At 58.3% G+C, this 24,355-nt stretch carries 20 protein-coding genes and 1 other RNA gene; 9 read left to right on the top strand and 12 right to left on the bottom strand.

What is annotated here, in order from left to right; translation table 11 throughout:
* Nucleotides 1–20: 20 nt before the first annotated feature.
* Nucleotides 21–118: signal recognition particle sRNA small type (gene ffs, locus LKE65_RS03935), an RNA gene on the bottom strand.
* A gap of 143 nt (nucleotides 119–261) precedes the next feature.
* Between ffs and LKE65_RS03930 the strand changes: the two genes are divergently transcribed.
* From LKE65_RS03930 to LKE65_RS03920, 3 genes are read left to right on the top strand one after another with little or no spacing between them, the layout of a single operon-like run.
* Nucleotides 262–687, top strand: a complete 426-nt coding sequence (locus tag LKE65_RS03930) for a hypothetical protein (protein ID WP_278740521.1) — start codon at nucleotides 262–264, stop codon at nucleotides 685–687.
* Between the two features lie 41 nt (nucleotides 688–728).
* Nucleotides 729–2,063, top strand: a complete 1,335-nt coding sequence (gluP, locus tag LKE65_RS03925) for a glucose/galactose MFS transporter (protein WP_278740519.1) — start codon at nucleotides 729–731, stop codon at nucleotides 2,061–2,063.
* Between the two features lie 3 nt (nucleotides 2,064–2,066).
* Nucleotides 2,067–3,173, top strand: coding sequence for an N-acetylglucosamine-6-phosphate deacetylase (locus LKE65_RS03920; RefSeq protein WP_278740517.1), 1,107 nt, complete (start codon nucleotides 2,067–2,069; stop codon nucleotides 3,171–3,173).
* 54 nt (nucleotides 3,174–3,227) lie between these two features.
* Here the strand turns inward: LKE65_RS03920 and mdoH are convergent, their stop codons facing one another.
* The 3 genes from mdoH to LKE65_RS03905 form a co-directional block, all read right to left on the bottom strand.
* Entirely contained in the window at nucleotides 3,228–5,378 is a 2,151-nt protein-coding gene (mdoH, locus tag LKE65_RS03915) for a glucans biosynthesis glucosyltransferase MdoH (RefSeq protein WP_278740516.1), read from the bottom strand.
* Nucleotides 5,379–5,380: 2 nt separating this feature from the next.
* Entirely contained in the window at nucleotides 5,381–6,925 is a 1,545-nt protein-coding gene (locus LKE65_RS03910; protein ID WP_086646896.1) for a glucan biosynthesis protein, read from the bottom strand.
* A 61-nt stretch (nucleotides 6,926–6,986) separates the two neighbouring features.
* On the bottom strand, nucleotides 6,987–7,361 hold the full coding sequence (locus tag LKE65_RS03905) for a winged helix-turn-helix domain-containing protein (RefSeq protein ID WP_086646897.1): 375 nt from the start codon (nucleotides 7,359–7,361) through the stop codon (nucleotides 6,987–6,989).
* A gap of 64 nt (nucleotides 7,362–7,425) precedes the next feature.
* On the opposite strand from LKE65_RS03905, the gene LKE65_RS03900 reads away from it, so the two are divergent.
* Nucleotides 7,426–7,941, top strand: coding sequence for a GNAT family N-acetyltransferase (locus LKE65_RS03900; protein ID WP_278740514.1), 516 nt, complete (start codon nucleotides 7,426–7,428; stop codon nucleotides 7,939–7,941).
* Here LKE65_RS03900 and recA read toward each other — a convergent pair whose 3' ends face one another.
* Together recA and LKE65_RS03890 are read right to left on the bottom strand one after the other, a co-directional pair.
* Nucleotides 7,942–8,973: a recombinase RecA gene (gene recA / locus LKE65_RS03895; protein ID WP_095349508.1), complete on the bottom strand. Its 1,032-nt coding sequence runs from the start codon at nucleotides 8,971–8,973 to the stop codon at nucleotides 7,942–7,944.
* Between the two features lie 262 nt (nucleotides 8,974–9,235).
* A complete protein-coding gene (locus LKE65_RS03890) occupies nucleotides 9,236–10,672 on the bottom strand; it encodes a gamma-glutamyltransferase (RefSeq protein ID WP_086646900.1) in 1,437 nt (478 codons plus the stop codon).
* A 193-nt stretch (nucleotides 10,673–10,865) separates the two neighbouring features.
* Here LKE65_RS03890 and LKE65_RS03885 point away from each other — a divergent pair, with 193 nt between their 5' ends.
* Nucleotides 10,866–11,642: a DsbA family protein gene (locus LKE65_RS03885; protein WP_095349507.1), complete on the top strand. Its 777-nt coding sequence runs from the start codon at nucleotides 10,866–10,868 to the stop codon at nucleotides 11,640–11,642.
* 457 nt (nucleotides 11,643–12,099) lie between these two features.
* Nucleotides 12,100–13,158 carry a methyl-accepting chemotaxis protein gene (locus LKE65_RS03880; protein WP_278740512.1) on the top strand — a complete coding sequence of 353 codons (1,059 nt, stop codon included), beginning with the start codon at nucleotides 12,100–12,102 and terminating at the stop codon, nucleotides 13,156–13,158.
* A 58-nt stretch (nucleotides 13,159–13,216) separates the two neighbouring features.
* Here the strand turns inward: LKE65_RS03880 and hemA are convergent, their stop codons facing one another.
* Nucleotides 13,217–14,530: a 5-aminolevulinate synthase gene (gene hemA, locus LKE65_RS03875; RefSeq protein WP_095349529.1), complete on the bottom strand. Its 1,314-nt coding sequence runs from the start codon at nucleotides 14,528–14,530 to the stop codon at nucleotides 13,217–13,219.
* Between the two features lie 61 nt (nucleotides 14,531–14,591).
* Entirely contained in the window at nucleotides 14,592–15,068 is a 477-nt protein-coding gene (locus LKE65_RS03870; protein WP_086646903.1) for a hypothetical protein, read from the bottom strand.
* Between the two features lie 254 nt (nucleotides 15,069–15,322).
* On the opposite strand from LKE65_RS03870, the gene LKE65_RS03865 reads away from it, so the two are divergent.
* From LKE65_RS03865 to LKE65_RS03855, 3 genes are read left to right on the top strand one after another with little or no spacing between them, the layout of a single operon-like run.
* Nucleotides 15,323–17,278, top strand: coding sequence for a transketolase-like TK C-terminal-containing protein (locus tag LKE65_RS03865; protein WP_278740511.1), 1,956 nt, complete (start codon nucleotides 15,323–15,325; stop codon nucleotides 17,276–17,278).
* Nucleotides 17,279–17,298: 20 nt separating this feature from the next.
* Complete coding sequence (gene gap, locus LKE65_RS03860) at nucleotides 17,299–18,321, top strand: type I glyceraldehyde-3-phosphate dehydrogenase (RefSeq protein ID WP_086646905.1); 1,023 nt, start codon at nucleotides 17,299–17,301, stop codon at nucleotides 18,319–18,321.
* Nucleotides 18,321–19,547: a phosphoglycerate kinase gene (locus LKE65_RS03855; protein ID WP_278740509.1), complete on the top strand. Its 1,227-nt coding sequence runs from the start codon at nucleotides 18,321–18,323 to the stop codon at nucleotides 19,545–19,547. The genes gap and LKE65_RS03855 overlap by 1 nt, the downstream gene beginning before the upstream one ends.
* Before the next feature lie 191 nt (nucleotides 19,548–19,738).
* Here the strand turns inward: LKE65_RS03855 and LKE65_RS03850 are convergent, their stop codons facing one another.
* The 4 genes from LKE65_RS03850 to LKE65_RS03835 all read right to left on the bottom strand — a co-directional run bounded on the left by LKE65_RS03850 (nucleotide 19,739) and on the right by LKE65_RS03835 (nucleotide 24,345).
* Nucleotides 19,739–21,637, bottom strand: a complete 1,899-nt coding sequence (locus LKE65_RS03850; protein ID WP_278741750.1) for an acyltransferase family protein — start codon at nucleotides 21,635–21,637, stop codon at nucleotides 19,739–19,741.
* 131 nt (nucleotides 21,638–21,768) lie between these two features.
* Nucleotides 21,769–22,686, bottom strand: coding sequence for a DMT family transporter (locus LKE65_RS03845; RefSeq protein ID WP_278740508.1), 918 nt, complete (start codon nucleotides 22,684–22,686; stop codon nucleotides 21,769–21,771).
* Nucleotides 22,687–22,714: 28 nt separating this feature from the next.
* On the bottom strand, nucleotides 22,715–23,377 hold the full coding sequence (locus LKE65_RS03840; protein WP_086646909.1) for a tyrosine-protein phosphatase: 663 nt from the start codon (nucleotides 23,375–23,377) through the stop codon (nucleotides 22,715–22,717).
* A 185-nt stretch (nucleotides 23,378–23,562) separates the two neighbouring features.
* Nucleotides 23,563–24,345, bottom strand: a complete 783-nt coding sequence (locus tag LKE65_RS03835) for a succinate dehydrogenase iron-sulfur subunit (RefSeq protein WP_086646910.1) — start codon at nucleotides 24,343–24,345, stop codon at nucleotides 23,563–23,565.
* Nucleotides 24,346–24,355: the final 10 nt, after the last annotated feature.

Raw genomic sequence — 24,355 nt, 5'->3', positions numbered from 1 at the left:
CCACAAGGGCGGAAAATTAGGGTGGAAAGCCGAACAATGACCCGGACGAAACTCACCATGGCTGCTTCCTTCCGGACCTGACCGGTTTAGCAAGGTGTCCGTCCACCGCCGACTTTCCGAGGTCACACCTAGCACCAAATCCAAGTCCATGCCAAGCCTGCTGGCAGCTTTTCCGGGTTGTTTCTTTACCTATCCGACACAGACAGGCTAGAAAACAGGGTAATTGGTGCGCAGTGTCGCAGACTCAGGAGAATTGTGCTCGTGTCCGGTTTTCGTTTGTATCATGCCGCTATGGCATCCGTTCTTCTGGTCGGTGGCCTGAGCGCAGGCTCCCTTGCCATGGCCGATGATGAGACAGCCCCGCGCAACAACGTCAACAACGTCCAGTTGCAAAAGGAACTTGCGGTTCTGCACCTCAAGCCCGACGCGGCGGGGCCTGCCTGTATTGAATCGCTCAAGGAACTGCACAAAACGCAGGATCTTTTGCAAAAGGATGAAGAAAACACCCGCAACCAGGACCTGACGGTTGCCGAGGACGTGCTTGAATCCGACTTTGAAAATTCGATCGAGGCCTGCGCCGCCGATGTGGAAAAACTGTGCGAGACGCATAACCCCTCCACCGAGCTGCGTCAGGCCTGCGAAAAAATAGACAGCCTGCCGTCCAAGGATGCACAGGCAGCCGACTAGGCCCCAAACCCTGAAAACCCTACAGCGGGCCATAGCCGGACATGCCACAGCCGCCCACCCAGCCCACAGCCGCCGCACGCATACCCTGCCCGGCTGGGCCTTATGGGTGGCGGCCACTGGTGCTTAGCGCGGCTCTGTTTTTCATCATCGGGTTTGTCACATGGCTGAATGGCCCGCTGATCTCTTTTGTGCGGGTCGCCTTTACCCTGAATGATCTGGCGGCATTTATGGTGCCGCTTGTTTTTTACTTTTCCTATTTTGTCTTTTCCATCCCCGCGAGCCTGAGTGTCACACGCACCGGCTTTAAAAACGGGCTGGTTTATGCCCTGCTGGTCATGGCGGGCGGCATGGGGCTGACTGGCCAGTGCCTGCATGCGCGCTCCTACCCCGGTGCGCTGGGGGGCTTTTTGGTACTGGGCATGGGGCTGGCCCTGCTGCAGGTGGCCATTAACCCATATGTCAGCTTTCTCGGCCCTGAAAACCGCAGTGCACAGCGCATTGCCATTATGGGTATCTGCAACAAACTGGGGGGTATTGTGGCCCCCGTTGCGCTGGCCACACTGGCCATGCGTCACATGGCCGACATATCCGCAACCCTACCCGCCCTGACCGACCCGGTTCAACGCCTGTCTGTACAACAGGATTTTCTGAACAGTGTTTACTGGCCTTATATGGGCATGGCGTTTTTTCTGGCCCTGACAGCCCTGTGGGTTTTGCGGTCCTCCCTACCGGAAATCCGTACAGATATTTGCAAAAATAGGTCTTCAAAAACAAGTTTTATAAAAATACTTCTCTCTTCCCTCAATACCCGAACCCTGCTGGGTGCCGGGGCGATGTTTTTTTATGTAGGAGTAGAAGTACTTTCCGGTGATGCTGTGGGAACCTATGCACAGGGTTTTGGCATATCCCTTGATCAAACAAAGTTTTTTACATCCCTTACTCTTTTTTTCATGCTCTGCGGGTATGTGGCGGGGCTTGTCCTGTCCCCCCGCCTGATCACACAGGAACGCTATCTTCCCCTCTCCTGCCTGTGTGGGGGGCTGCTCAGCGTGGGAGCTTGGGTTACGCACGGCTACATATCCGTTGCCTGCGTTACCCTGCTGGGTTTTGCAAACTCCATGATATTTCCATCCCTGTTTCCATTGGCCCTTAAAGGTTCCGGTCAACATACGGCGCAGGTTTCGGCTTTTCTGGTCATGGCATATTGCGGGGGTGGGGTTGTGCCCCAGCTTTTTGTTCATTTAAAACCTGTCATGGGTTTTCAGGCAGCATTCACATGCCTTGCCCTTTTATCCTACGCTCTCATCACCCTGTACGCGCTCCACTTCATGAACAGGGATTTGCGCAAAACCCCGCCTATGGTGAAGGAAATCTGAAGCATGACCGAACTCAGAGGGCATCTTGTTCTGCCCGAACGCATTGTTCCAGGCCATGTAACCTTTGCGGAGCAGATACAGGCCGTAACGCCAGATAACGCCGCCATTCCCGACCGTTATATTTTACCCGGCTTTATTGATGGCCATGTGCATGGCGGCAATGGGGCGGATACCATGGACGGCGTACAGGCCATTCACACACTTGCCCGTTTCCATGCCCGCCATGGCACCACCACCATACTGCCCACCACCATTACCAGCCCTTGGGCAGACGTGCTTGGCGCACTTGCCGCCATTGCCGAAGTTTGCGGTACCACCATGCCAGACGGCCCAAACATACATGGTGCACACTTGGAAGGCCCGTTTGTAAGCCCGCACAGGCTGGGTGCGCAGCCTCCCCACGCCTTGGCGCCAACCCCCGAACGCGTGGCGGAAGTTCTGGCGTTTGGCTGCGTGCGCGTTGTAACCCTTGCCCCTGAACTCCCCCATGCGCAGAAAGCCATGCAGCTTTTTGCGCAGGCTGGTGTGCGGGTCAGCCTTGGGCACACCCTTGCCGGGTATGAAGAAACCGAGCAGGCCATATGCCGCATCTGCTCCGCAGGGGGCATAACAGGCGCCACCCACCTGTTTAACGCCATGGCTGGCATAGAAAGCCGTAAGCCCGGCCCCGCCACGGCCCTGATGTGCAGCGATGCCTACGCCGAACTGATTTTTGATACGCACCACGTCCACCCCGCCACCTTCCGGCTGGCCCAGCGCGTTATGCCCGAACGCCTGCTGTTTGTAACAGACGCCATGCGGGCCGCCGGGCTACCCGATGGTCCAAGCCTTTTGGGAGGGCAGCAGGTTATGGTGGAGCACGGCGCGGTCCGCCTGCCCGGCGGCAATCTGGCCGGGAGTGTGTTGACTCTGGATACCGCATTGCGCAACGCGGTGCAGGCGGGCCTGCCATTGCATCAGGCCGCCGTGCTGCTCACACGCAACCCGGCCCAGTATCTGGGCCTGCATGACCGGGGCACCCTGCACGCAGGCAAACGCGCCGATTTTGTTGTTATGGATAACGCACTCACCGTGCAGGAAGTCTGGGTGGCTGGCCAGCGCATTGCCTGAGCAGACCGCACACCCATCGGCCCCATAACAGGGCCATCACCCCGCGCCGTTTTGTTACGACTCGGGGAGGTGCAAAATCAAGTCCACACCTTTGCGGCTGCCCAGAACGGCGGCTTTTTCCTTAACCGTCAGGCGGCGTTCCGCATCCGGCAGGGAGGGCGCTTCCGCCAGCTTGACCAGACCGACAAGCTGATCGGCGTTAATGGGGTCCCCCACACGGCGCTCGGCTGGCAGCATGGCAATATGCGCCTGACACAATGCGGGATCAGCCCGCAGGGCGCGCAGGGCGTCATCGGGCAGGGTTGGGGTTTGGTCCTGCGCCTCCTCATGCTCAAGCTTTTGCAGGACATCGGGGGTCTGTGTTTCTTCGGGCACCAGCAAAAGCCCTGCCCGCCTGAACCCAAGCCCCACATTCCGGCTGCTGGTAAAGGCAACCAGAGGAATGGAAAACACCAGCCCAAGCAGAACCGGCGTCATCCAGAAAAACAGGGAGGGAGAAACAACCCATGCCCCAGCCCCCAGCACCAGCCCAAACAGGGTAAAGCGCGCGTACTGGCGCACCACTTCCATAAAGGGAATACCGCCATCATCACGCCGCTGGGTATTCCAGCCGGAATCATGCCCGCTCAGGATCGAGATAACGCCCGATGTCTGGATAAGCATGGCAATGGGTGCGATCAGGCCGCCGATCAGCGTTTCCACCAGCACGGACACAGCCGCACGGACCGGGCCACCACTACCGCGCCGTGCCTCGGGGTCCAGCAGCAGGGCAATATAGGCCAGCAGCTTGGGGGCAAGCAGCACAACCATTGTACCAATAAACACGTATTTGGCCTGCACCGGGTCCACATGGGGCCAATGCGGGTACAGGAGCTTGGTATCCCCAAAATATTCAGGACGCTGAAAATGCGCCTGAAGCGAAATTAAAATCCCGGTCAGCAGGAACACCAGCCACAGGGGGGAGGTCACATACGCGCCAATGCCCACAACCATGTGCATGCGGCTGACCCAGTGCAGCCCCTTGGTGGGCAGCACCTTGACGTGTTGCAGGTTACCCTGACACCAGCGCCGGTCACGAATGGCCACATCGGTCAGCGAGGGCGGGCTTTCCTCATACGATCCGTCCAGTGCGGGGATCATGTGAATGGCCCAGCCACCACGGCGCATCAGCGCGGCTTCCACAAAGTCATGGCTAAGAATATGCCCGCCAAAAGGCGGCTTGCCGGGCACATGGGGCAACCCCGCCTGACTGGCAAAGGCGCGGGTGCGAATAATGGCGTTGTGCCCCCAGTAATTGCCTTCCGAGCCATGCCACCAGGCAATGCCATACGCAATAATGGGGCCATACACACGCCCGGCAAACTGCTGCAAGCGGGCGAACAGGGTCGTGCCCCCCACAATAACCGGGAGTGTCTGGATCAGCCCCACGCCGGGGTTGCGCTCCATGGCATCCGCCATACGCACCAGCGTTTGGCCGGACATGACGGAATCCGCATCCAACGTAACCATGTGGTCGTATGCGGCCCCAAAGCGGCGCACCCATTCCCCCACATTGCCCGCCTTGCGCTCTACATTGTTGTGCCTGCGGCGGTAAAAAATACGCTCATGCCCGCCAACCTGCTCCCGCAGGGCCAGAAAAGCGGCTTCTTCCTTGACCCATACATCCGGGTTGGTCGTGTCGGAGAGGATAAACAGGTCAAAACTGCCAAGCTGCCCCGTTTCCTCCAGACTGCTGTAAATGGCCCGTAGCCCCGCCATAACGCGGTGGGGGGGTTCGTTGTAGGTGGGCAGCAGCAGGGCGGTTCTGCGGGTCAGCTGGGGCAGGGGGCCTGTGCGGCGGATACCAAGCCCAAGGCCGCCATGCGTTACCAGCGAGCAGAACCCGGCCACCGAAGAGGTGAACGCAAGGGCAATCCACATAAACAAGGCAATGAACAGCACCAGCATGATAACGCCGAGGGCAGACACACCCGCCTCGTCCATAACCATGTGCGTGCGCCATGCCCCATACGCCGTGAGTGCGAGCGCAGACCCGATAACCGAAAGACGGCGCAGCACAATGCTGGAAGGCGATGTGGCAGGCGTGCGCCCGCGCCCTTCCATACTGGCGGGTTTTTGCAGGTTCTGGACCGGCATATCCAGCCGTGCTTCGGGGGGCAGGGCTTCAAAAGGTCGTTCAGAGGCACCCGTATTCATATCCGGCATAATCAGGGCGTCCACCGGTACAGCCACTGTTCGGAAATGGGGCCAGAATCCGTTTCCAGCACCGCACTCAGGTCAGCGACCTTGGCATCCCCCGGAATAAACTCAAACGTAGTGCGGATTCCGTTAATAGCCGGATTAGGCTCGACAACCACATTCTGGATTGTGCCCGCCGATGTTTTGGGCGTGACATGGAAATGCGTGTCCTTTGGCAGATGCTCAAAGGGAGTGCCCATAAAGTCTATGGCAAAGAAACGGGCATCATTATTATCCACCACCGAACCCACGCGGGTCGCGCCTATACGGGCCAGCGGTGTGGGGAAGGGCGCATCCCACCCCCAGTACATGCGGTAGGTAAAGTGGTATTCCTGCCCTGCGCGCAAGGGCTCCTTGGGCCGCCAGAAGGAGACGATGTTATCGTTCACTTCGTTGGGTGTGGGGATTTCCACCAGATCAACCCAGCCAGCACCCCAATCCCCGATCGGTTCGATCCACAGGGAAGGACGTTTTTCGTAATGCAGGGCAAGGTCTTCGTAATCATGGAAGGCGCGCCGACGCTGCATCAGCCCGAACCCACGGGGGGAGACATCCGAGAACGTGGAAAACTGGAGGTCCAGCGGGTTGCGCAGCGGGCGATAAAGCTGCTGGTCCGCACCGGTCCACATTTGCAGGGCTTCGCTGTCATGCGCTGCGGGGCGCCAGTCATCGACGTGGTTATGGTCGTTAACATCAAAATAGAACATGCCGGTCAGGGGAGCGATACCGGACTGCTCGATCTTGGCGCGCGGGAACAGGGTTGTCTGCACGTCAAACACAGTGTTGTCGCCCGGGCGGATGGTAAAGCGGAAGGCCCCTGTTACCGTCGGGCTGTCCAGCAGCGCATGCACAACAATGGACTGTACGCCCGGCTGCGGTTTTTCCAGCCAGAATGCGCGGAACAGTGCGAATTCTTCCCCTTTTGGATCCCCCGTGCCATTGGCGAATCCACGGGCGGAAAGCCCATAATCCTGCCCCTTGGCCACAGCCCGGAAGTAGGACGCCCCCAGAAATACGCAGAACTCCTCCATAACACCGGGGGTGTTAATGGCGGTACGCAGGCGGACACCGGCAAAACCCAGATCATCCGTAACCCGCAAGGCGGGGTCGGAATAAGTGAACAGGTCGGGGGAGTAGGGCACAGTGCCGGCCTGCCCGTCCCGGACCTCATAAATTTCTATGCGGGGACGGTAGAGAAAACCGCGGGGGAAGAACTCCACGTCAAACGCAAGGTTATCCCCTGCCCACAAGGCGCGGTCGGGCCGGTAGGCAATGCCACGATACTGGTCAAACGTCAGATTATCCAACGCTTTGGGCAGGCTCTGCCCCGGCGGATGATACTCCGCATTGGCCAGCCTGCGGGCAATCTGGATTACGGTGCTATCATCAAACTTGCCGGTGGCGCCACTCAGCCCCTCCGCCCGTGCCTTACGGGCGACTCCGCCAACGAGCGATGCCAAAGTCACGCCCGCCCCGGCCCGAATGACCCCGCGTCGCTGTACGTTTGATGACACTTTAATCTCCCGCTATGACCAATAAATCTCTGGCGCGATTGTAGCTACGCCGTGCATTTTGTCACTCAGATAAGGTTTTTTGGAGGCATTCGGCCGCAGGTGCCAGCAGGGCTTCCATCTGGCTGATACCAGAACGGGCCGCCTGCGCCGCGTCACGCTCGATCTGGCGATAAAGTGCCAGAACGGTTTTGCCTGTCTCGGTCAGGAATGCGCCACCACCCCCGCCAGGCCGGGTCATAACCAGCGGCTCCACAAAAAGCTGGTTCAGGTTATCCACCAAAAGCCACGTACGCCGGTAAGACATGCCCATGGCACGCCCTGCCGCAGAAATAGAGCCGGTTTCGGCCAACTGCTCCAGCAGGCGAACCTTGCCATGCCCCAGAGCGGCACGTCCATCGGCATCAACCCGCAATGTCAGTCTAAGTCGGCCTGTCATGATCTCTGCTTTTCAGTCATAAGTAGCTCCGTGCAACACCACGCATAAAGAGCGGAACCTTGGTATGAACACTTCGCGCGCAGATATCATCTGGCGTTTGATGACGCCAGATGATCTTGCCCACGTTACAGCACTGGCTGGCAGTGTGCACCCTGACTACCCCGAAGATACAGATATTTTTGCCGAACGCCTGCGCCTTGCCCCCACAGGCTGCCTGAGCCTGATGCTGGACGGAATGTTAGCGGGCTACCTGATCAGCCACCCGTGGCGGGGGCTGCTTTCCCCCCCATTGAACGCCCTGCTCGGTGCCCTGCCCGCTCCGGCGGACCGCTGGTATATTCATGATGTGGTCATAGCCCCGGCCGGGCGCGGCAGGGGCTATGCACAAATGGCCATTGCCCGGGCCGAAGAGGCCGCGCGCACAACGGGCCTGAACACACTGACTCTGACATCCACCCGCCATGCCCTTCAGTTCTGGGCGCGGCAGGGGTTTGTGCCAGATGTGATCAGTGCGGAAGAACAGGCCATTCTGGCATCATACGACCCACAGGCCTGCCTGCTCTCCCGCCGTATCGGATAGTTAGTCCTCGCCCTCGGCATCATGCTCGGGGGCGACCATCATGGCTTCAGCCACAACGCCTGCGTGTTCACGCACCTTGCGCTCAATATCCGCCGCCATTTCGGGGTGATCACGCAGGAACTGCTTGGCGTTCTCACGCCCCTGACCAATACGCTGGCTGTCGTAGGAGAACCATGCGCCGGATTTTTCCACCACGCCGGCCTTCACACCAAGGTCGATGAGTTCCCCCACCTTGCTGATGCCTTCACCGTACATGATGTCAAACTCGACCTGACGGAAGGGCGGAGCCATCTTATTCTTGACGACCTTGACGCGCGTCTGGTTGCCCGTGACCTCGTCCTTGTCCTTGATCGAGCCGATGCGGCGGATATCCAGACGGACAGAAGAATAGAACTTGAGCGCATTCCCGCCCGTTGTGGTTTCGGGGTTGCCGAACATCACACCGATTTTAAGGCGGATCTGGTTCAAAAAGATCATCAGCGTATTGGAGCGTGCGACTGTGCCGGTCAGCTTACGCAGGGCCTGGCTCATCAGGCGGGCATGCAGGCCCACATGGCTGTCGCCCATATCGCCTTCAAGTTCGGCACGGGGCACAAGGGCGGCCACACTGTCCACCACCAGCACGTCAATCGCCCCTGACCGCACCAGAGTGTCAGCAATTTCGAGCGCCTGTTCACCCGCATCGGGCTGGCTGATCAGCAGGTTATCAACATCCACGCCCAGTTTTTTGGCGTAGCCGGGGTCCAGCGCGTGTTCGGCATCAATAAATGCGCAGGTGCCGCCCCGTTTTTGCGCCTCTGCAATGGCGTGCAGCGCCAGTGTGGTTTTACCCGAGCTTTCCGGCCCGTAAATTTCCACCACACGGCCACGGGGCAGACCACCAATGCCCAGAGCAATATCCAGCCCGAGCGAGCCGGTGGAGATGACATCCGACTGTTCCTTGGGCCGCTGGCCCAGCCGCATGACGGACCCTTTGCCAAAAGCCCGTTCAATCTGCCCAAGAGCGCCTTCCAGCGCCTTTGCCTTATCCATTCTCTACCATTCCCTCAGCTTATGAGCCGAACAACCAGACCGGGCCCCCGCGTGACCCCGAGCCTGAAACCTGTTGGTTCAGGTTTAAAACCCCTGCCACAAACATTTTTGCTCCGCAACGCGCCGCCACGAAGGCTCAGGCCCCGGCACAAACCCCGTTAAGAATTTGGACCCGTTTTGTTCCATTATAGAACAAAAGAAAAACATGGCAAGGGCGGCATGCTGCTCCAGCACGCCACCCCTGATTTTTATAACGCCAGACCTAGTGCGCGACAGGGGTGCTCCCCACCGCAAGGCCGGCTCCTCTGGGGTCCGTCCAGCCAAAGCACCGGCCAGCCCCACCAGAAAGCCCACCAGGGCAGGACACAAAATTGGCCCGTCCGTTGCCATTGGTCACCTGCGGACGCACGCCTGCAACTGCTGCCTGCAAGGCAATGGCCGCTGTATCAGCCGCCACATTCTGCCCCGAGGCCGTAGCGGCCGCGCGGAAATCCGTGCCCTGATGCACAATACCCGCTGCCAGCAGGGGGAGCGGCCTTTGTGCGGGAGAAGCCCCCAGCACAATGCCGGTCGAACCTGCAATACGCCCTGTGCCGAACAGATTGTTCATGCTCAGTGCGCAGGCCACGGTCTGGCCCTGCCGGTCGGTCACAACAAAGGAGGTGGAGGCTGGCAGCGCAGGCAGCGCCCCGCCGGAGGAGAGGCTGCCAGAATTAAGCAGTGCCTGTGCATCGGCCACCATGGTCGCACTGCCCTTGCCGCTCTGGCGCGCACGCCATGCCGCTACAACACGCTCCCCACCACGGCCACCGGCCATATAGGCCGCAGCCATGCCAACCCCGCCATCGGCCGGGGGAGGAAGAAAACTGATGTCCAGCCCACGGGCATGCACCGTAAGCGGGGGCTCGGCCACGGGAACATCCCCTCGCAGGTCGGCAGAGGACAGGCCACCACCCGCAGCCTGCGCCCCTTCAATAAAGGTCTGGGCCAAAGCACCTGTGTACAGGTCACCCACCCCGGCAATGCGCATACGCTCAAGTGCTCCCGCCAGACGGGTCTGCACCAGTATGTCATCTGCTGCCAGCACATGCCCGCTGTCGTTACCAAAAACGGCACGCGCCTTGTCATCCGCCAAAAGGGAGGACTGAACAGCCGCCAGATCCGCTGCCAGCAGCCCCCCGACGGGCACCCCGCGGGAGGCCAGATTCCGCGCAGGCACAATAAGGTCTGCAAAATCCACGCTGCCATAACGCATCTGCATCAGGAACAGCCCCCGCGCGAGCAGGGGCACGGATGCAGGCCGGTCTGCCTGTGCGTTGGTCTGGGCGGCACCCTGAGGCACAAAAACAAACGCCTGTCCCGCAGGCTCACCCGGGCGCCATGCAAGGCAGGCCCCGCCCCCACCAAGGGAGGCGCGCGATGGCAGGGAAACCGAAAGCGCAAGCCCCAGTGCCGCAGCCGCGTCCGCCGCATTGCCACCCTTGGCCAGAATGTCCCGCGCGACCAGAGCCGCGCGCGGTTCATCCGCCGCCACAGCCCCGACAAACCCGCTGACAACCGGCTGGTTCACGTGGTCATCCGCCCCCCCACAGGCCGCCAGTGTGCTGGTCAGGGCAAGAGCAAGCGCTGCCGCGCGGGCACGACCGGGCAAGCCGGTGCGGGGCAGGACAGAACGGTGTTTGTTGAATCGGGCAGCCACGCCTAGCGCTCTCCACTTCTGGGCCCGTCCGGCGGGCAGACGTTTTTGTACTTTAATCTCATAGCTGGATTACCCTGCTTTGGGGCTATCAGCAACACAACTTGCGTGGCACCTTTGTTGCAGAACACTCTGTGTATTCCCTTGCCCCAAGCGGGCGGGCACCGTAGCGTCCTGTTTTACGGATAAGGACACCATGCAAAAACTGATCTCATCTTTCTATCGTCTGACAGCCTCAGGCGCTCTGACAACCCTGCTTGCACTGGGCGGCCAGACAGCCGCACATGCTGCAACCGATGGCAGCTTTACCCCCGCCCAGCGGGCCGAGATTGTCTCGATCGTACGCAATGCGCTTAAAACCGACCCCACAATCCTGACCGATGCCGTGGCGGCCATGCAGAGCAAGGCATCAGAGCAGAAGGCGACATCCGCGCTGGATGTTGTCCGCCACAACAAGGCGCAGTTTGGCAACAGCACAAGCGACATTGTTCTGGGCAACCCCCACGGCAAGCTGAGCATTGTCGAGTTTTATGACCCGCGCTGCCCTTACTGCCGCAAGGTGCTGCCAGACCTTGATGCACTGGTTGCCGCTGAACCGGACCTGAAGCTGGTGGAAAAGGTCATTCCCGTACTGGGGCCGAACAGCGTGCTGGATTCCCAGGCTATTGTGGCCGCCGGTTTGCAGAATGCCTACAAGCCGTTCCAGCAGGCCCTTATGGCCGACACCTCCGCCCCCGGCATGGAACGTATCCGCCATGCAGCGGCACTGGCCGGGCTGGATGCGGACCGGCTGGTAAAGGACATGAAAAGCCCCGCCGTAGCCACAGCACTGGCACAGAACGTAGCCCTTGCCCGCTCGATTGATCTGGATGGCACGCCTACCTTTATTATTGGCGAACAGCAGATTATTCCCGGCGCGGTCTCTCTGGACGACCTGAAAGCTGCGGTTGAAAAGCTGAAGCAGGCGCACTAACCGCCGCAGGCACACCATCCGGGCATACCTGTGCCCGGATGGTGATACCGCTTTTTTATGACGCAGACTTTTTACCAAACTTTCATATTAATTTTATAGACTTCACTTTTTTAAAACCTGTTTGAAATGGACGGATTTGCAGTTCTCTCCCGCAATCCGTCAACACGGCGGCCGGCGGAGCGACACAAAACTGTCACTTTACCCTTCGCAAAAACTGGCACTACGCTCAAAAACCCTTTTATTTTAACCAAAAAATAGACAAATGACCCTGCCGCAAACATTCGACCAGCACAGCATGGGTTCCCTCGCGCAAGACGGATTCAGACTCAGCCCGACAGAATCCGGAAGTGCCGTCATGGAGATTTTTAAAAATCATCCAGACACCCATCATATTTGCATTATCAACGCCAGGAATATTCCCGTTGGCGTGGTGGAAAGGCAAAAGTTCCTTTCCCTTATGTCCAGTCCGTTTTCATACGCCCTGTATCACAAACGCCCTGTTACACTGCTGATGGATGATAGCCCACTTATGGTGGAGGCCAGAACGCCCATTCTGGATTTTACAAAAAAGATTCTGAACAACAAAATATCTGACATTAACAAATCTTTTATAATTACACATAACCAGTGCTATGTTGGCACGGCCACTCCGTTTGACCTTATGCGGATGTCCTACCTCCACAGCAATCGTATTTCAGATACACTCCAGACCAGAACCATAACGCTGCATGAAACACTGCATAAAATCCAGACCGCAACCCATTCGATCAGTGCGGAATCCCGCAGCCTGAGGGATGAGTCCGAAAACCTTTCGGAGCGGAACCGCACGCAAAACCAGCATTTGCAGGAATCTGACAAACGCATAAAATCAACCATAGAAAAAACCCAAGACCAGAATATAAAAATGGAAGAATCCAGAAATTATATTCAGCATGCCTCCACCAGCATACGGGAATCATGCGTAAAAATTAACGACACCATAGAAAAATTCAAAAAAATATCGGAAGCATCAGAAGATATTGGTAAAATTCTTAATATCATGAAAAGCATTTCTTCCCAGATCAATATTCTGGGGATCAATGCAACCATAGAAGCCTCCAAGGCTGGCAGCTATGGTGCTGGCTTTGGTGTAGTTGCGCAGGAAATCCGTAGCCTGTCACACATGACATCGGAATCTCTGCTCCGCACCAGAACACTTATCTCCTACTTGCAGGATTCCATACATACCTGCTCCGGCTCCATGTGCGACAACTCCCAGACACTGGCCGGCATTATTCACCACGTTGAAAAAATAAAGTGTTCCTTTAAAGAGTTTGAAGAAACCGCACTGGTGCAAAAAGAAGAAATTAACCAACTGCACCAGATTATGCAGAAACTCAATGTCTCCACCGCCCAGAATAACGAAACAGTGCACAACACCAACGCGATCTGCGACAATCTGTTCATCAATGTTTCAGAACTGGCGCAAATGACAAGTAACATGCACAGCCTACCAGCACATTATAACCTGCAATAAAAAACCCTCCATGTTCATGGAGGGTTTTTAAACAGACCAGAACAGGGCCGGTTCTGCCTCAGGCTACGTTTTCGACCTTTTGCGCAACCGGCTGGGGAATAACCCCTTCCTCGCGCAGAAGATGCGCAAGTGCGCGCACCATATCGTCCATCATCTCATCCGTATGGAAGGGGCCGGGCGTCAGGCGCAGGCGCTCGGTGCCTTCGGGCACGGTCGGGTAGTTGATCGGCGTTGCATAATGGCCAAACTCCACCAGAAGACGGCGGCATATCCGCTTGCAGCGCTCGGCATCCCCAATGGGAATGGGCACAATGTGGCTTGGCGTCATGGTAAAGGGCACACCGGCAGCCCGCAGGCGCTGGCGCATGGTATGCACACGCTCAAACAGGGACTCGCGCCGCCAGTTTTCTGCCCGCACCTTGCGCACGCTGGTCAGCGCCGCCCCCACCACGGATGGCGGCAGGGCTGTGGTGAAAATAAACCCCGATGCCGTTGAGCGCAGGAAGTCCACAATTTCGGCCGAAGCGGTAATGTAGCCCCCGTGCACGCCAAAACCCTTGGCCAGCGTGCCCTCAATAATGTCCACCTGATCGGCCACACCATCGCGCTGCGATACGCCGCCCCCTTCCTGCCCGTACAGCCCTACGGCATGCACTTCGTCCAGATAGGTCAGGGCATTGTATTTTCTGGCCAGAGCACAGATCGCGCCAATGTCGGACATGTCTCCATCCATGGAGTACACGCTCTCAAACGCAATCAGCTTGGGGGCATCAGCCGGGGCTGCGGCCAGCTTGGCTTCAAGGTCCTGCAGGTCGTTATGTTCAAAAATAACGGTCTGGGAGCCACGCGCGCCCTTGATGCCCGCAATCATGGAGGCATGGTTCAGGCGGTCGGAAAAACAGATCCAGCCGGGCATCGACGTCAGAATTGTCTGTAGGCTGGCCTGATTGGACACATAACCCGAAATAAAGAGCAGCCCGGCTTCCTTGCCATGCAGGGCGGCCAGTTCGGCTTCCAGCTGGTTATGCAGCGGGCTGGTGCCAGCAATATTGCGCGTGCCCCCCGCTCCTGCGCCATGCTCGCGAATGGCGGCAATGGCGGCATCCTGCACTTCGGGCACTACGCCCATGCCCAGATAGTCGTTTGTGGACCAGACGATAACCTCACGCCCTTCGGGCATGTTGGCCACGTATTCCTCATACAGGGGAAAGCGTTCTGCCTGACGCGCAAGTGGCGTAAAGGTTCTGTAACGCCCCTGCTGCTTGATCCGCCCCAGCGCTTCCTCACAGTGTTCGTAAAATGGATGCCGGGCGTTCTTGATCGCTCCCACGCTTGTTTTCTCCTCGCTTCTCGTCAGAAACGGTCGGGGCATGGGCTTACCCATCGGCCGTCTGGCCTTTTGTCTTCGTACTTTTGCGTTTCGGTTCGGTAACCTATCGCACATACACCCGTATGGTGGGCTTCGTCACCGACGAATCCGGCATAGCGGACATTTCCACCTGTGCTTCGGGCGCGCCTGCGTCCACCAGTTCCTGCATAATGGCGTGTCCGTCATGCTGGACAAGCTCCTGCAAGGCGGTCTGTTCCGCCTCCTGCCCGGCCTGTGGTGGCACCAGACAGCTTACAACAAAGAGCACTTCCTTTTTACGCGCAAGAGCCTTGTGCGCAATCTGGTCCACCGGCGCCTTCCACTCCGCCTGTGGCGTGCCTGCCACCAGTTCGATCAGGGGCGGCACGGGTGGTGGACCGGGAGGGGGAGGGGGAATATACGGTTTGGGCTCAACGCTGGCGGAAGGGTCAAACGTTCTCTGGTCCAGCGGTTTGCACCCGACCATGCCCGCCAGCAGGCAGACCGAGAGCGCCGCCCCAACAGCGCGCCCCCCTTTTGCGGCATGAAAAACAGACAGCATGACCGGACCACTCTCCACTTGAAACAAGGCAGCGCACCAGACGCACGTATTTTACAAGGTATCCGCCCCTTCTTTCGCGCTCCCACGCGCCCGGCGCAAGCCCTTACGCCTGTAACCCGGCTGCAAAACACGTATTCGACCGCCAAACTGCCTCTTGCGGGTACCGTTTGCTCTCTGGTTAACTACCCAGCGGCACCGGGCGGGTTGCGCGGGGCACTTCTGTACTGCACTCCCTTGGGCAAAACACAGGGCTGATGGCCGGCACATCTTCCACAGACCACACCATACCACACGCCTCCCACACGCAGGACGCCCTTGTGCTGCGTATGGACAAGGCAGCCCGCGCGCTTCTGGCCTCCGCCACCACGGAAGAGGACACCCGGACCGAACTCCAGACCATGTGCCTGCCCATGACAGCGCTATGGTGCCGCATTCTCCGCTTTGACCCCGCAATGCCCACATGGCCGGACAGGGACCGCTGCGTAGTACCCTCTTCCGCCATGCTGCCCCTGCTGGCCGCCATGTTACGCCTGACTGCCCCGGCCGGCGCGCAGGAATTAAGCCCAACGCTGGAATATGGCCAGCACCCGGCCGTGGAAATTGCCACAGGCCCAGCGGGGCAGGGCATGGCTGCGGCGGCCGGTATGGCGCTGGCCGAACAGCATCTGGCCAAACGCTATGGCCGTTCCCTTGTAAACCACCGCACATGGGTGCTGGCGCGTGACAGTGATCTGGCCACAGGTGTTGCGCTGGAAGCCGCACAACTGGCCGGCCGCTTTGGCCTGAACCGCATGGCCGTACTTGTCTGCCCCTCCCCCCTGACCGACCCGGCTGATTTTTCGGACTCACTGGCCCGGTTTGGGGCATCGGGGTGGAGTGTGCGCAAAGTGCGTGCCCATGACCTTGGTGGCATTATGGCAGCGCTGCAGGCCACGCTGCGGGCCAGAAAGCCCACCCTTGTTGCCTGTATGCCCGAATGCTGCGCCACCCTGCCCGACCTGCCAGCCGAGGAGGAGCTGACCGGCCCATGGAGCCCCACCGCCCGGCGTGGTGGCTCCATCCGCCGCTCCTGGCTGCGCAGGCTGGCCCAGCACCGCGCCCGTGCGGATTTTGAGCGCGAACAGTCCGGCAAGGCCCGCCAGACCATGCGGGAGGACTGGGGGCGGCTCTGGCGCCAGACCATGCGCGCAGCCCCCGATGGCTCATCCCAGCAGGCAGCCTTTGCCGGGCTGCGCGCACTGGCAATACTCCGGCAGGATGTGGCCATTCTGGCCGCCACCTCCAGTACCAGAAGTTCGCGCCGGGCCAACCTGCCCATACCCTTCAGCAATACCGCGCAGCCTTGTGGCATACAGGAGCATGGCATGGCGGGCATGCTCAACGGCATGGCCCGCCACGGGGGTATTCTGCCCTGCGGCGTAGCCGGGATGATGACCATTGACCGCATGCGCTCGGCCTTGCGCATGACGGCACTCATGCGCAGCAAGGTGCTTTACCTGCTAACCGATGACGGGCTGGCCCTGAGCGATAACGGCGGCGGCTGGCAACCTGTGGAACAGCTAGCCAGCCTGCGCGCCATGCCGCATCTGGCCGTTTTCCGCCCGGCCTGTGCCGATGAAACCTTTGCCTGCTGGCAGGCCGCCCTGAACTGGCCGCAAGGCCCGGCCCTGCTGATCCTGTGCCCACACCCCCCACCGCCACGCGCAGCCCGGCGGGCCGGGCATTACGGCGGCCCATCCCATGGCGGCTACCTTATAACCTGTGGTGCGGGGGAGCGGCACGTCACGCTCATGGCATCCGGCCCCGAGGTTGCCATTGCCACGCAGGCAGGGCAGCATCTGGCCGAGCAGGGGCTGAACGTGGCTGTTGTTTCCATCCCCTGCTGGGAGGTTTTTGCACAGCAGCCAGCCGCCTACCGCACGGCCGTGCTGGGGCAGGAGGGTTTGCGCGTGGGAATAGAAGCCGCAAGCAGCTTTGGCTGGGAACGCTGGCTGGGAGCAGATGGAATTTTCGTTGGCATGGATGATTTTGGCATATCCGCCCCTGCCAACGCGGTGTATGAACGCTTTGGCATTACAGCTGGAGCGATCTGCGAGAAAGTGCTTGCACGTTTTCTTGCATCTGGAGCGCAAAAGGACTCGTCCCCTACCGCCCCACCCCCGTCCCGGCTGGAAGCCCTGGACATGTCACTAACGATAACAAGATCATAAAAAGTACGGAGACACATCCCATGGCAGTCAAAATCGCCATCAATGGCTTTGGTCGTATCGGTCGCCTTGTGCTGCGCGGCATTATTGAAAGCGGACGCACCGACGTTGTGCCCGTAGCCATTAACGATCTGGGCAGCGTTGAAGATAACGCCCACCTCCTGAGCTATGACAGCGTGCACGGCCGCCTGCCTGCAGACGTTCGGGTGGAAAACGGCAAGCTGGTCATTTCCGCCAATGGCCGCACATGGGACCCGATTACCGTTTCCGCCGAGCGTGACCCCTCCAAGGTACCGTTTGCAGGCGTGGACGTGGCCATGGAATGTACCGGGCTGTTCACCACCAAGGAAAAAGCAGGCCTGCTGCTGGCTGCTGGTGCACGCAAGGTTATTGTCTCCGCCCCGGCAACGGATGTGGATGCAACCATCGTCTTCGGCGTGAATGAAGATGTGCTGACATCGGATATGACCGTCATCTCCAATGCCTCGTGCACCACCAACTGCCTGGCCCCCATTGCCAAGGTGATGGAAGACGCCTTTGGCATCGAACGTGGCTACATGGTGACCATCCACTCCTACACCGGCGACCAGCGCACGGTGGACACGCTGCACAAGGACCTGCGCCGCGCCCGTGCCGCAGGCATGAACATGATCCCCACCTCCACAGGGGCAGCCCGCGCCGTGGGTCTGGTTCTGCCGCAGCTCAAGGGCAAGCTGGATGGCACGGCCATCCGTGTGCCTACGGCCAATGTGTCCGTTGTCTCGCTCGATTTCGTGCCCAAAACGGCTCCCGGCAGCGTGGAAGAGGTCAACAACGCGATCAAGGCCGTTGTGGACTCCGGCAAAATGAAGAACGCACTGGCCTATAACGAAGCCCCTCTGGTCAGCTCCGACTTCAACCACGCCATTGCCTCCTCCACCTTTGATGCCACACAGACCGCGCTGGTCGATGGCGGCAAGCTGGTGCGCGTGTGCTCCTGGTATGACAACGAGTGGGGCTTCTCCAACCGTATGTCCGATACGGCAGCCCTGTTTGGATCGCTCTAATGGCTACCAATCTCCCCTTTGCCACGCTGGATACGCTGGACCCCAAGGGCAAGCGCATCCTGCTCCGCGTGGATCTGAACGTCCCCATGAAGGACGGACAGGTTACCGATCAGACCCGCATTGAGCGGGTCGTTCCCACCATTCGGGAACTGGCGGAAAAAGGCGGGCGGGTTATTCTGCTCAGCCATTTTGACCGGCCCAAGGGCCAGGTTGTACCGGCCATGTCGCTCAAACCCATTGCCACGGCACTGGCCACGGCACTGGGTCGCCCGGTCAGTTTTGCCCATGACTGCATTGGGCCTGAAACAGAAGCCGCAACCCGCACCATGAATGACGGGGACGTTCTGCTGCTGGAAAACACCCGCTTCCAGCCCGGTGAAGAACGTAATGACGCAGAGCTTTCCGCAGCACTCGCCAATCTGGGCGATGTGTATGTGAACGATGCGTTCTCCGCCGCACACCGCGCCCATGCCTCCACGGCCGGGATTGCCACCCATCTGCCATCCTTTGGTGGCCGACTGATGGAAGCGGAGCTGCAGGCCCTGTACGCAGCACTGGAAAACCCCGAACGCCCCGTGGGGGCCATTGTGGGCGGGGCCAAGATTTCCACCAAGCTCCAGCTGCTTGAAAACCTGCTGGACAAGGTGGACATGCTGGCTATTGGCGGTGCCATGGCCAACACGTTTCTGGCGGCTCAGGGCCTGAGCGTTGGCAAATCGCTCAAGGAAGAGGACATGCTGGACACGGCCCGCCTGATTATGGCGCAGGCCAAAGCCAAGAACTGCGACCTGATCCTGCCGGTTGACATGCTCATCTCCGAAGACTTCATGGCAGGTGCCCCCACCAGCACCGTGCCATCCAACGCCATTCCCGATGGCTGGATGGCGCTTGATGTGGGGCCGGAAACGGTCAAGCTGCTCAACAGCAAGCTGGCAGGGCTTAAAACGCTGGTCTGGAACGGCCCGCTGGGCGTGTTTGAACTGCCTCCGTTTGATGAGGGCACAAACGCGGTAGCGCAGGAAGCAGGCCGACTGACCAAGGCTGGCCAGCTAAAAACCGTTGCCGGGGGTGGGGATACCGTATCCGCCCTGCGCCATGCGGGTGTGCTGCATGACATGACCTATGTCTCGACCGCTGGTGGCGCTTTTCTGGAATGGCTTGAAGGCAAGATTCTGCCGGGCCTGACCGCAATCAGCACCACGCTGGAAAAAACCCTGCCGATCTAACGCGCAGGGCCTGCCTGTTCCTCTCTGGACCACCATGCGGACATGAGCCGCATGGTCTTTCCCTACCCCGTAGGGAAAGACCGAGGGCGACGAGAAAGGCAGGGTATACCAAGACCAGACCATATCAGGCGCTTGTGGCTTACTTTGCAACCTGCAAGCGCCTGATCTCATTTTAAAACTCACAGATAACCCTAATGCGGCAAAGCCTCGCCAGCATTGCCGTGTGTCTGGCCAAACAGCGGCATGTTTTTGGCCAGAAAAACCGAACCCTCGGCTGTAAAATGGTCCGCATCGAATAAAACCGGCACGTTGTTGTTGACGGTTGTCAGGCACACAGTGCCGGGACAAAGAATGTTGTAAACAGATACATATTCAATGCCTGTTCCCTTCAGCCGGGCGGCAAGCATCTGGTCCCGTTTTTTCCGGTCCTGCAGAATGTGGTTGAAAACCAGATCCATATTGTTTTTTACCATTGCCCGCACAAGCAGCAACGGCAGAGGTTGGTCGTATTCCGGGCTTGGGCCAAGCACAATAACGCGGTCTGTATAATTCCTGAGCATCTGTGCTGTTTTAACAATGTTGTTAAAATCGTGCTCCAGCCAGTTTGCTGAAAGAATAATGCCATCCAGATGATGAGACAGCACAAAATCTTCAAAAATATAGCGCAGGAGTGCACCACACTGGCCGCCATTTTTGCCCAGAACAGGCTCGCAGCTTGGCGCTGTTGCCTGCAGAAAATGGATGTTAGGGTAACCCTGCTGCAACCCGTACCAGCGGTCTGCCGCATGGCTATCCCCCAGAACCAGATAGTTCGGCTGGCCTGCCTGTACATCCAGGCAATGTGCGGCCTTATATGCCTCAATATCTTCGGTCTTCCGGTCAATAAAGCATGTGCCAGTCCGCATTGTGGTCGGCTTGTATGCCATATAGGACATGACCTTCTGCTCAGCAGGGCTGTAATGCCATAATGTTGCATTAAGCCTGCTGCTTGCAAAAGCCAGAAGTACCATGAGCACCATAATGCCCCCCATGATGCCTATTGTGCTTTTGGCAGATAAGCGGAATGGCCTTGTGCGGAACGGCTGTTCAATAAACCGCCATGACAGAACAGAGACCCCAAAAGCCGCCCCCAGCAGCAACGGGATTGTCCAGAAACCGGGCCTGTCATACATGGAAAAAAAGACCCATATCGGCCAGTGCCACAGGTATAACGAGTAGGAAACAAGGCCAATAAACCGCAACGGCCTGTAGGAAAGGGCGGTAGCAACAACCGTGCGCTGCTGGCTACCAGAATACAGGACTAAAGCCGCCCCCAAACACGGCCCCAAAGCCCCCGGTCCGGGAAAGAGCGATTTGTTGTTAAGCGCGAACAGACTGGCCAGAATAACAACAAGACCAACAGCCCCAAAACTTTCCAACACAGGCTTTGTCACCCGGCTTCTGGCCAGAATGGCTGGCTGCGTGGCAAGCATGACAACAGACCCCAGCAGAAACTCCCACGCCCTGTATTGCGGCAGGTAGAATGCTGCTGATTTATCGTAAAAAACCTCGACCAGGCAGGCAGAAAAACTTAACGCTAGAAGAGAGAAAATTATGAATTTTAAAGGTATTTTTAGAACTTTTTTTGAAAAATAGATCAAAAAAGGAATAACTATATAAAACTGTTCCTCCACAGAGAGTGACCACGTATGCAAAAGGGGGTTAGCCTGCAAAGCGGAATCAAAATAGCTGCTCTGACTATAGAAAAAAATGTTCGATGCAAAAAGTATGGACCACAGGATTCCACGGCTTGTATTATAAACCTCCGGTGGCGTTTGTATGAGTGTGGACACACCAAAGCAGACCACCAGAACTGAAAACAGCGCAGGCAATATTCTGCGAATTCTACGGTTATAGAAATCAAGAATATCAAACCGGCCCTGCTCCACCGCATCGTTGATGTGCCGGGTAATCAAAAAACCGGAAATAACAAAAAAAACATCAACCCCGGCAAATCCGCCGTTAAAGGGATGCTTAAGTCCATAATGGAAGAAAACAACAGGAAGAATTGCAAGCGCGCGCAGGCCGTCAATATCACTTCTGTAACGCATCATACGACGTTCATATTCCTCAGCCATGCGTAAAAAGGAGGGTTTTTATGCTCGCTTCCTGCACCCTCCCTCTCCTTACAACAAAAATCCGGTTTTATTCGGTGCCGGCATAACCCTGATGCCCAGCAGCCTTAATCCGAGCCATCTGGCAGGGTAAGCGGAGTAGATCGGGGGCGGCCATATGTTTGCATGAGCAACACGCCAGCCATAACCACCGCCCCACCCACCAGTGTTGTCAGGGCGGGCACTTCATGCGTCATGACATAAGCCAGAATCAGCGTTGTTGGAGCCAGCAGAAACAAAAAGCCCGAAGAACGCGCAACACCGACCGCACCCACAACATGCGCCCATGCCGCATACCCCAGAACAGCGGGGAAAACACCAAGCAGAATGACCAGAAACCACGGCCAGCCCCCTTGCCCTTGCAAGGCGGTAAGGCCTGCGGGCAACCAGGGGGCCAGCACAACGGCACCAATCAGCAATATCCATGCCGTGGATGCCAGTGCGCCATAGCGCGCCACAAGCGGCCTTTGCAGCAGAAGGTACAGGGCCGAACAAAACGCAGCCGCCAGCACATCGGTCGCCCCCGAACCAAAGGTAAAACCACCCGGCAGGCCACTGCCAATCAGCACAATCCCGCTAAAACTTATAACGGAACCAACCCACCCCCATAACGGCAGGGATTCCCCCAGAAACACCACAGCCACAAAGGCAGACATAAACGGCGCAAAATTAACCAAAAGGCTTGTTGCCCCAGCAGAAACACTCTGCTCGCCCGTGTTGAAGAAGATATTATACAGAGCAATACCCACAGCCCCGCACAGTAAAAAACGCGGGATGTCACGCAGCTTGGGCCGCACCGGCCGCTGCACACACAACCACCCGGCCACAATAACGGCTGCTACAGCGTACCGTAATGCGGCAAGTGGTATGGGGGGCACGTAAACAAGCGCCATTCGCACAAGCGGATATGCGCTTGCCCAAGACAAAATAGCCGCACACACCGCCAGAAACGGCACTTTGCGCGTTGCGTATCCTCCATGTGTCATGCACGGCTCTTTTTTTAATAATGCAGGGCTACTCCCTGCGCAAAACCTGATCGGTCAGGAACGCGGCAATCCGCCCTGCAACAAAATCCTGTTTAAGGGCGGCTTCATCATACTCGGTGTTCAGCCATTCCATGAACGGGATGCGCCCCTCCGCCTGTGCCTGATAACGCAGGAAAAACGCATCCAGAATCCCCGTGCGAGAACCACGGAAATGCCCGAACCGCCACGAAAGCTCGCGCAGGGCCTGTGCCGCACTCCCGCCTTCAAACATCACCACCAGAGCAGATGCGAGCCCGGCCCGGTCTGCACCGGACTTGCAGTGCATCAGCATAGGGAACTGCAATGTGCTGTACATCTGTGCAAAGCGCAGAATACGGTCCTTGTGCGGAGCACCCCTACTCTCAAACGCCATATCCAGATGGGTCAGGCCGATCTGTGCAGCCGCATTGCGGGAGAGGGCATCCGAACCACACTGCCTGTGCCCGCGCAGGTTGACCAGCGTGCGCAGGCCCAGCCTGCTGACAGCCCGCCGCAAACGGGCAGGGGTGGGGTGGTTACACCGGTACACCTTGCCCGGAATAACCGCATGAAAATTGGTCCAGACCAGACGGAGGATAGCATGATCAACAAACAGGCTATCCGTCCATGCTCTGGCACGGCCGGTCTGGGAAGAAAGATGGCCGTTAAACACAAAACCCCCTCATGTCTCATGCAGCAGCATGCTGGCTTTCCATGTTCCACCTCCGGCCCCACACGTCAATAATCCCCCGCTGCCCCGTGCATGCGCCCTGAACAGAAAAACCCCGGCAGGGGTTACTCCTGCCGGGGCTTCATTTATTCCTGCCAGACCAAACCAGGCAGGCCGAACCTGTAGGATCAGATCTTGCGTTCGATCTGCAATTCCTTGATCCGGCCAATGGCCTTGGCCGGGTTCAGCCCCTTGGGGCAGGTCTGGGTGCAGTTCATGATCGTACGGCAGGCGTAGAGCTTGAACGTATCTTCCAGTGAATCAAGGCGTTCACCGGTATGTTCGTCGCGGCTGTCTGCAATCCAGCGATATGCGGCAAGCAGCACGGCCGGGCCAAGATACTTGTCCCCATTCCACCAGTAGGACGGGCAGGACGTAGTGCAGCAGAAGCACAGAATGCATTCCCACATACCGTCCAGCTTGCCGCGTTCCTCAATACTCTGGCGGCGTTCACCATCCGGCGGAGGAGCGCTGTCTGCCTGCATCCAGGGCTGGATGGAGCGCAACTGCGCATAAGCCCCATCCAGGTTGGACACCAGATCCTTGACAATGGGCATATGGGGCAGCGGGTAAATCCGCACGTCGCCCTCAATGCTTTTGATCGGCTTAAGGCATGCCAGTGTGTTTTCGCCATCAATGTTCATGGCGCAGGATCCACAGATCCCTTCGCGGCAGGAGCGCCGGAATGTCAGTGTGGGGTCCACTTCATTCTTGATGTGGATAATGGCATCAAGCACCATTGGCCCAAAGGTATCCAGATCAAGCTCGTAAGAGTCTATGACCGGGTTTTTACCGTCATCAGGGGACCAGCGGTACACCTTGAAGGTTTTGACATTTTTTGCGCCGGCCGGAGCGGGAAAGGTTTTGCCTTTCCCTACGGTGCTGTTACGCGGCAGTCTGAGTTCGACCATGTTCGCCTCC

Source organism: Acetobacter fabarum (assembly GCF_022483405.1).
In the GTDB taxonomy this organism is placed as follows: Bacteria; Pseudomonadota; Alphaproteobacteria; order Acetobacterales; family Acetobacteraceae; genus Acetobacter; species Acetobacter fabarum.
This window is presented reverse-complemented; position numbering and strand designations above follow the sequence as displayed.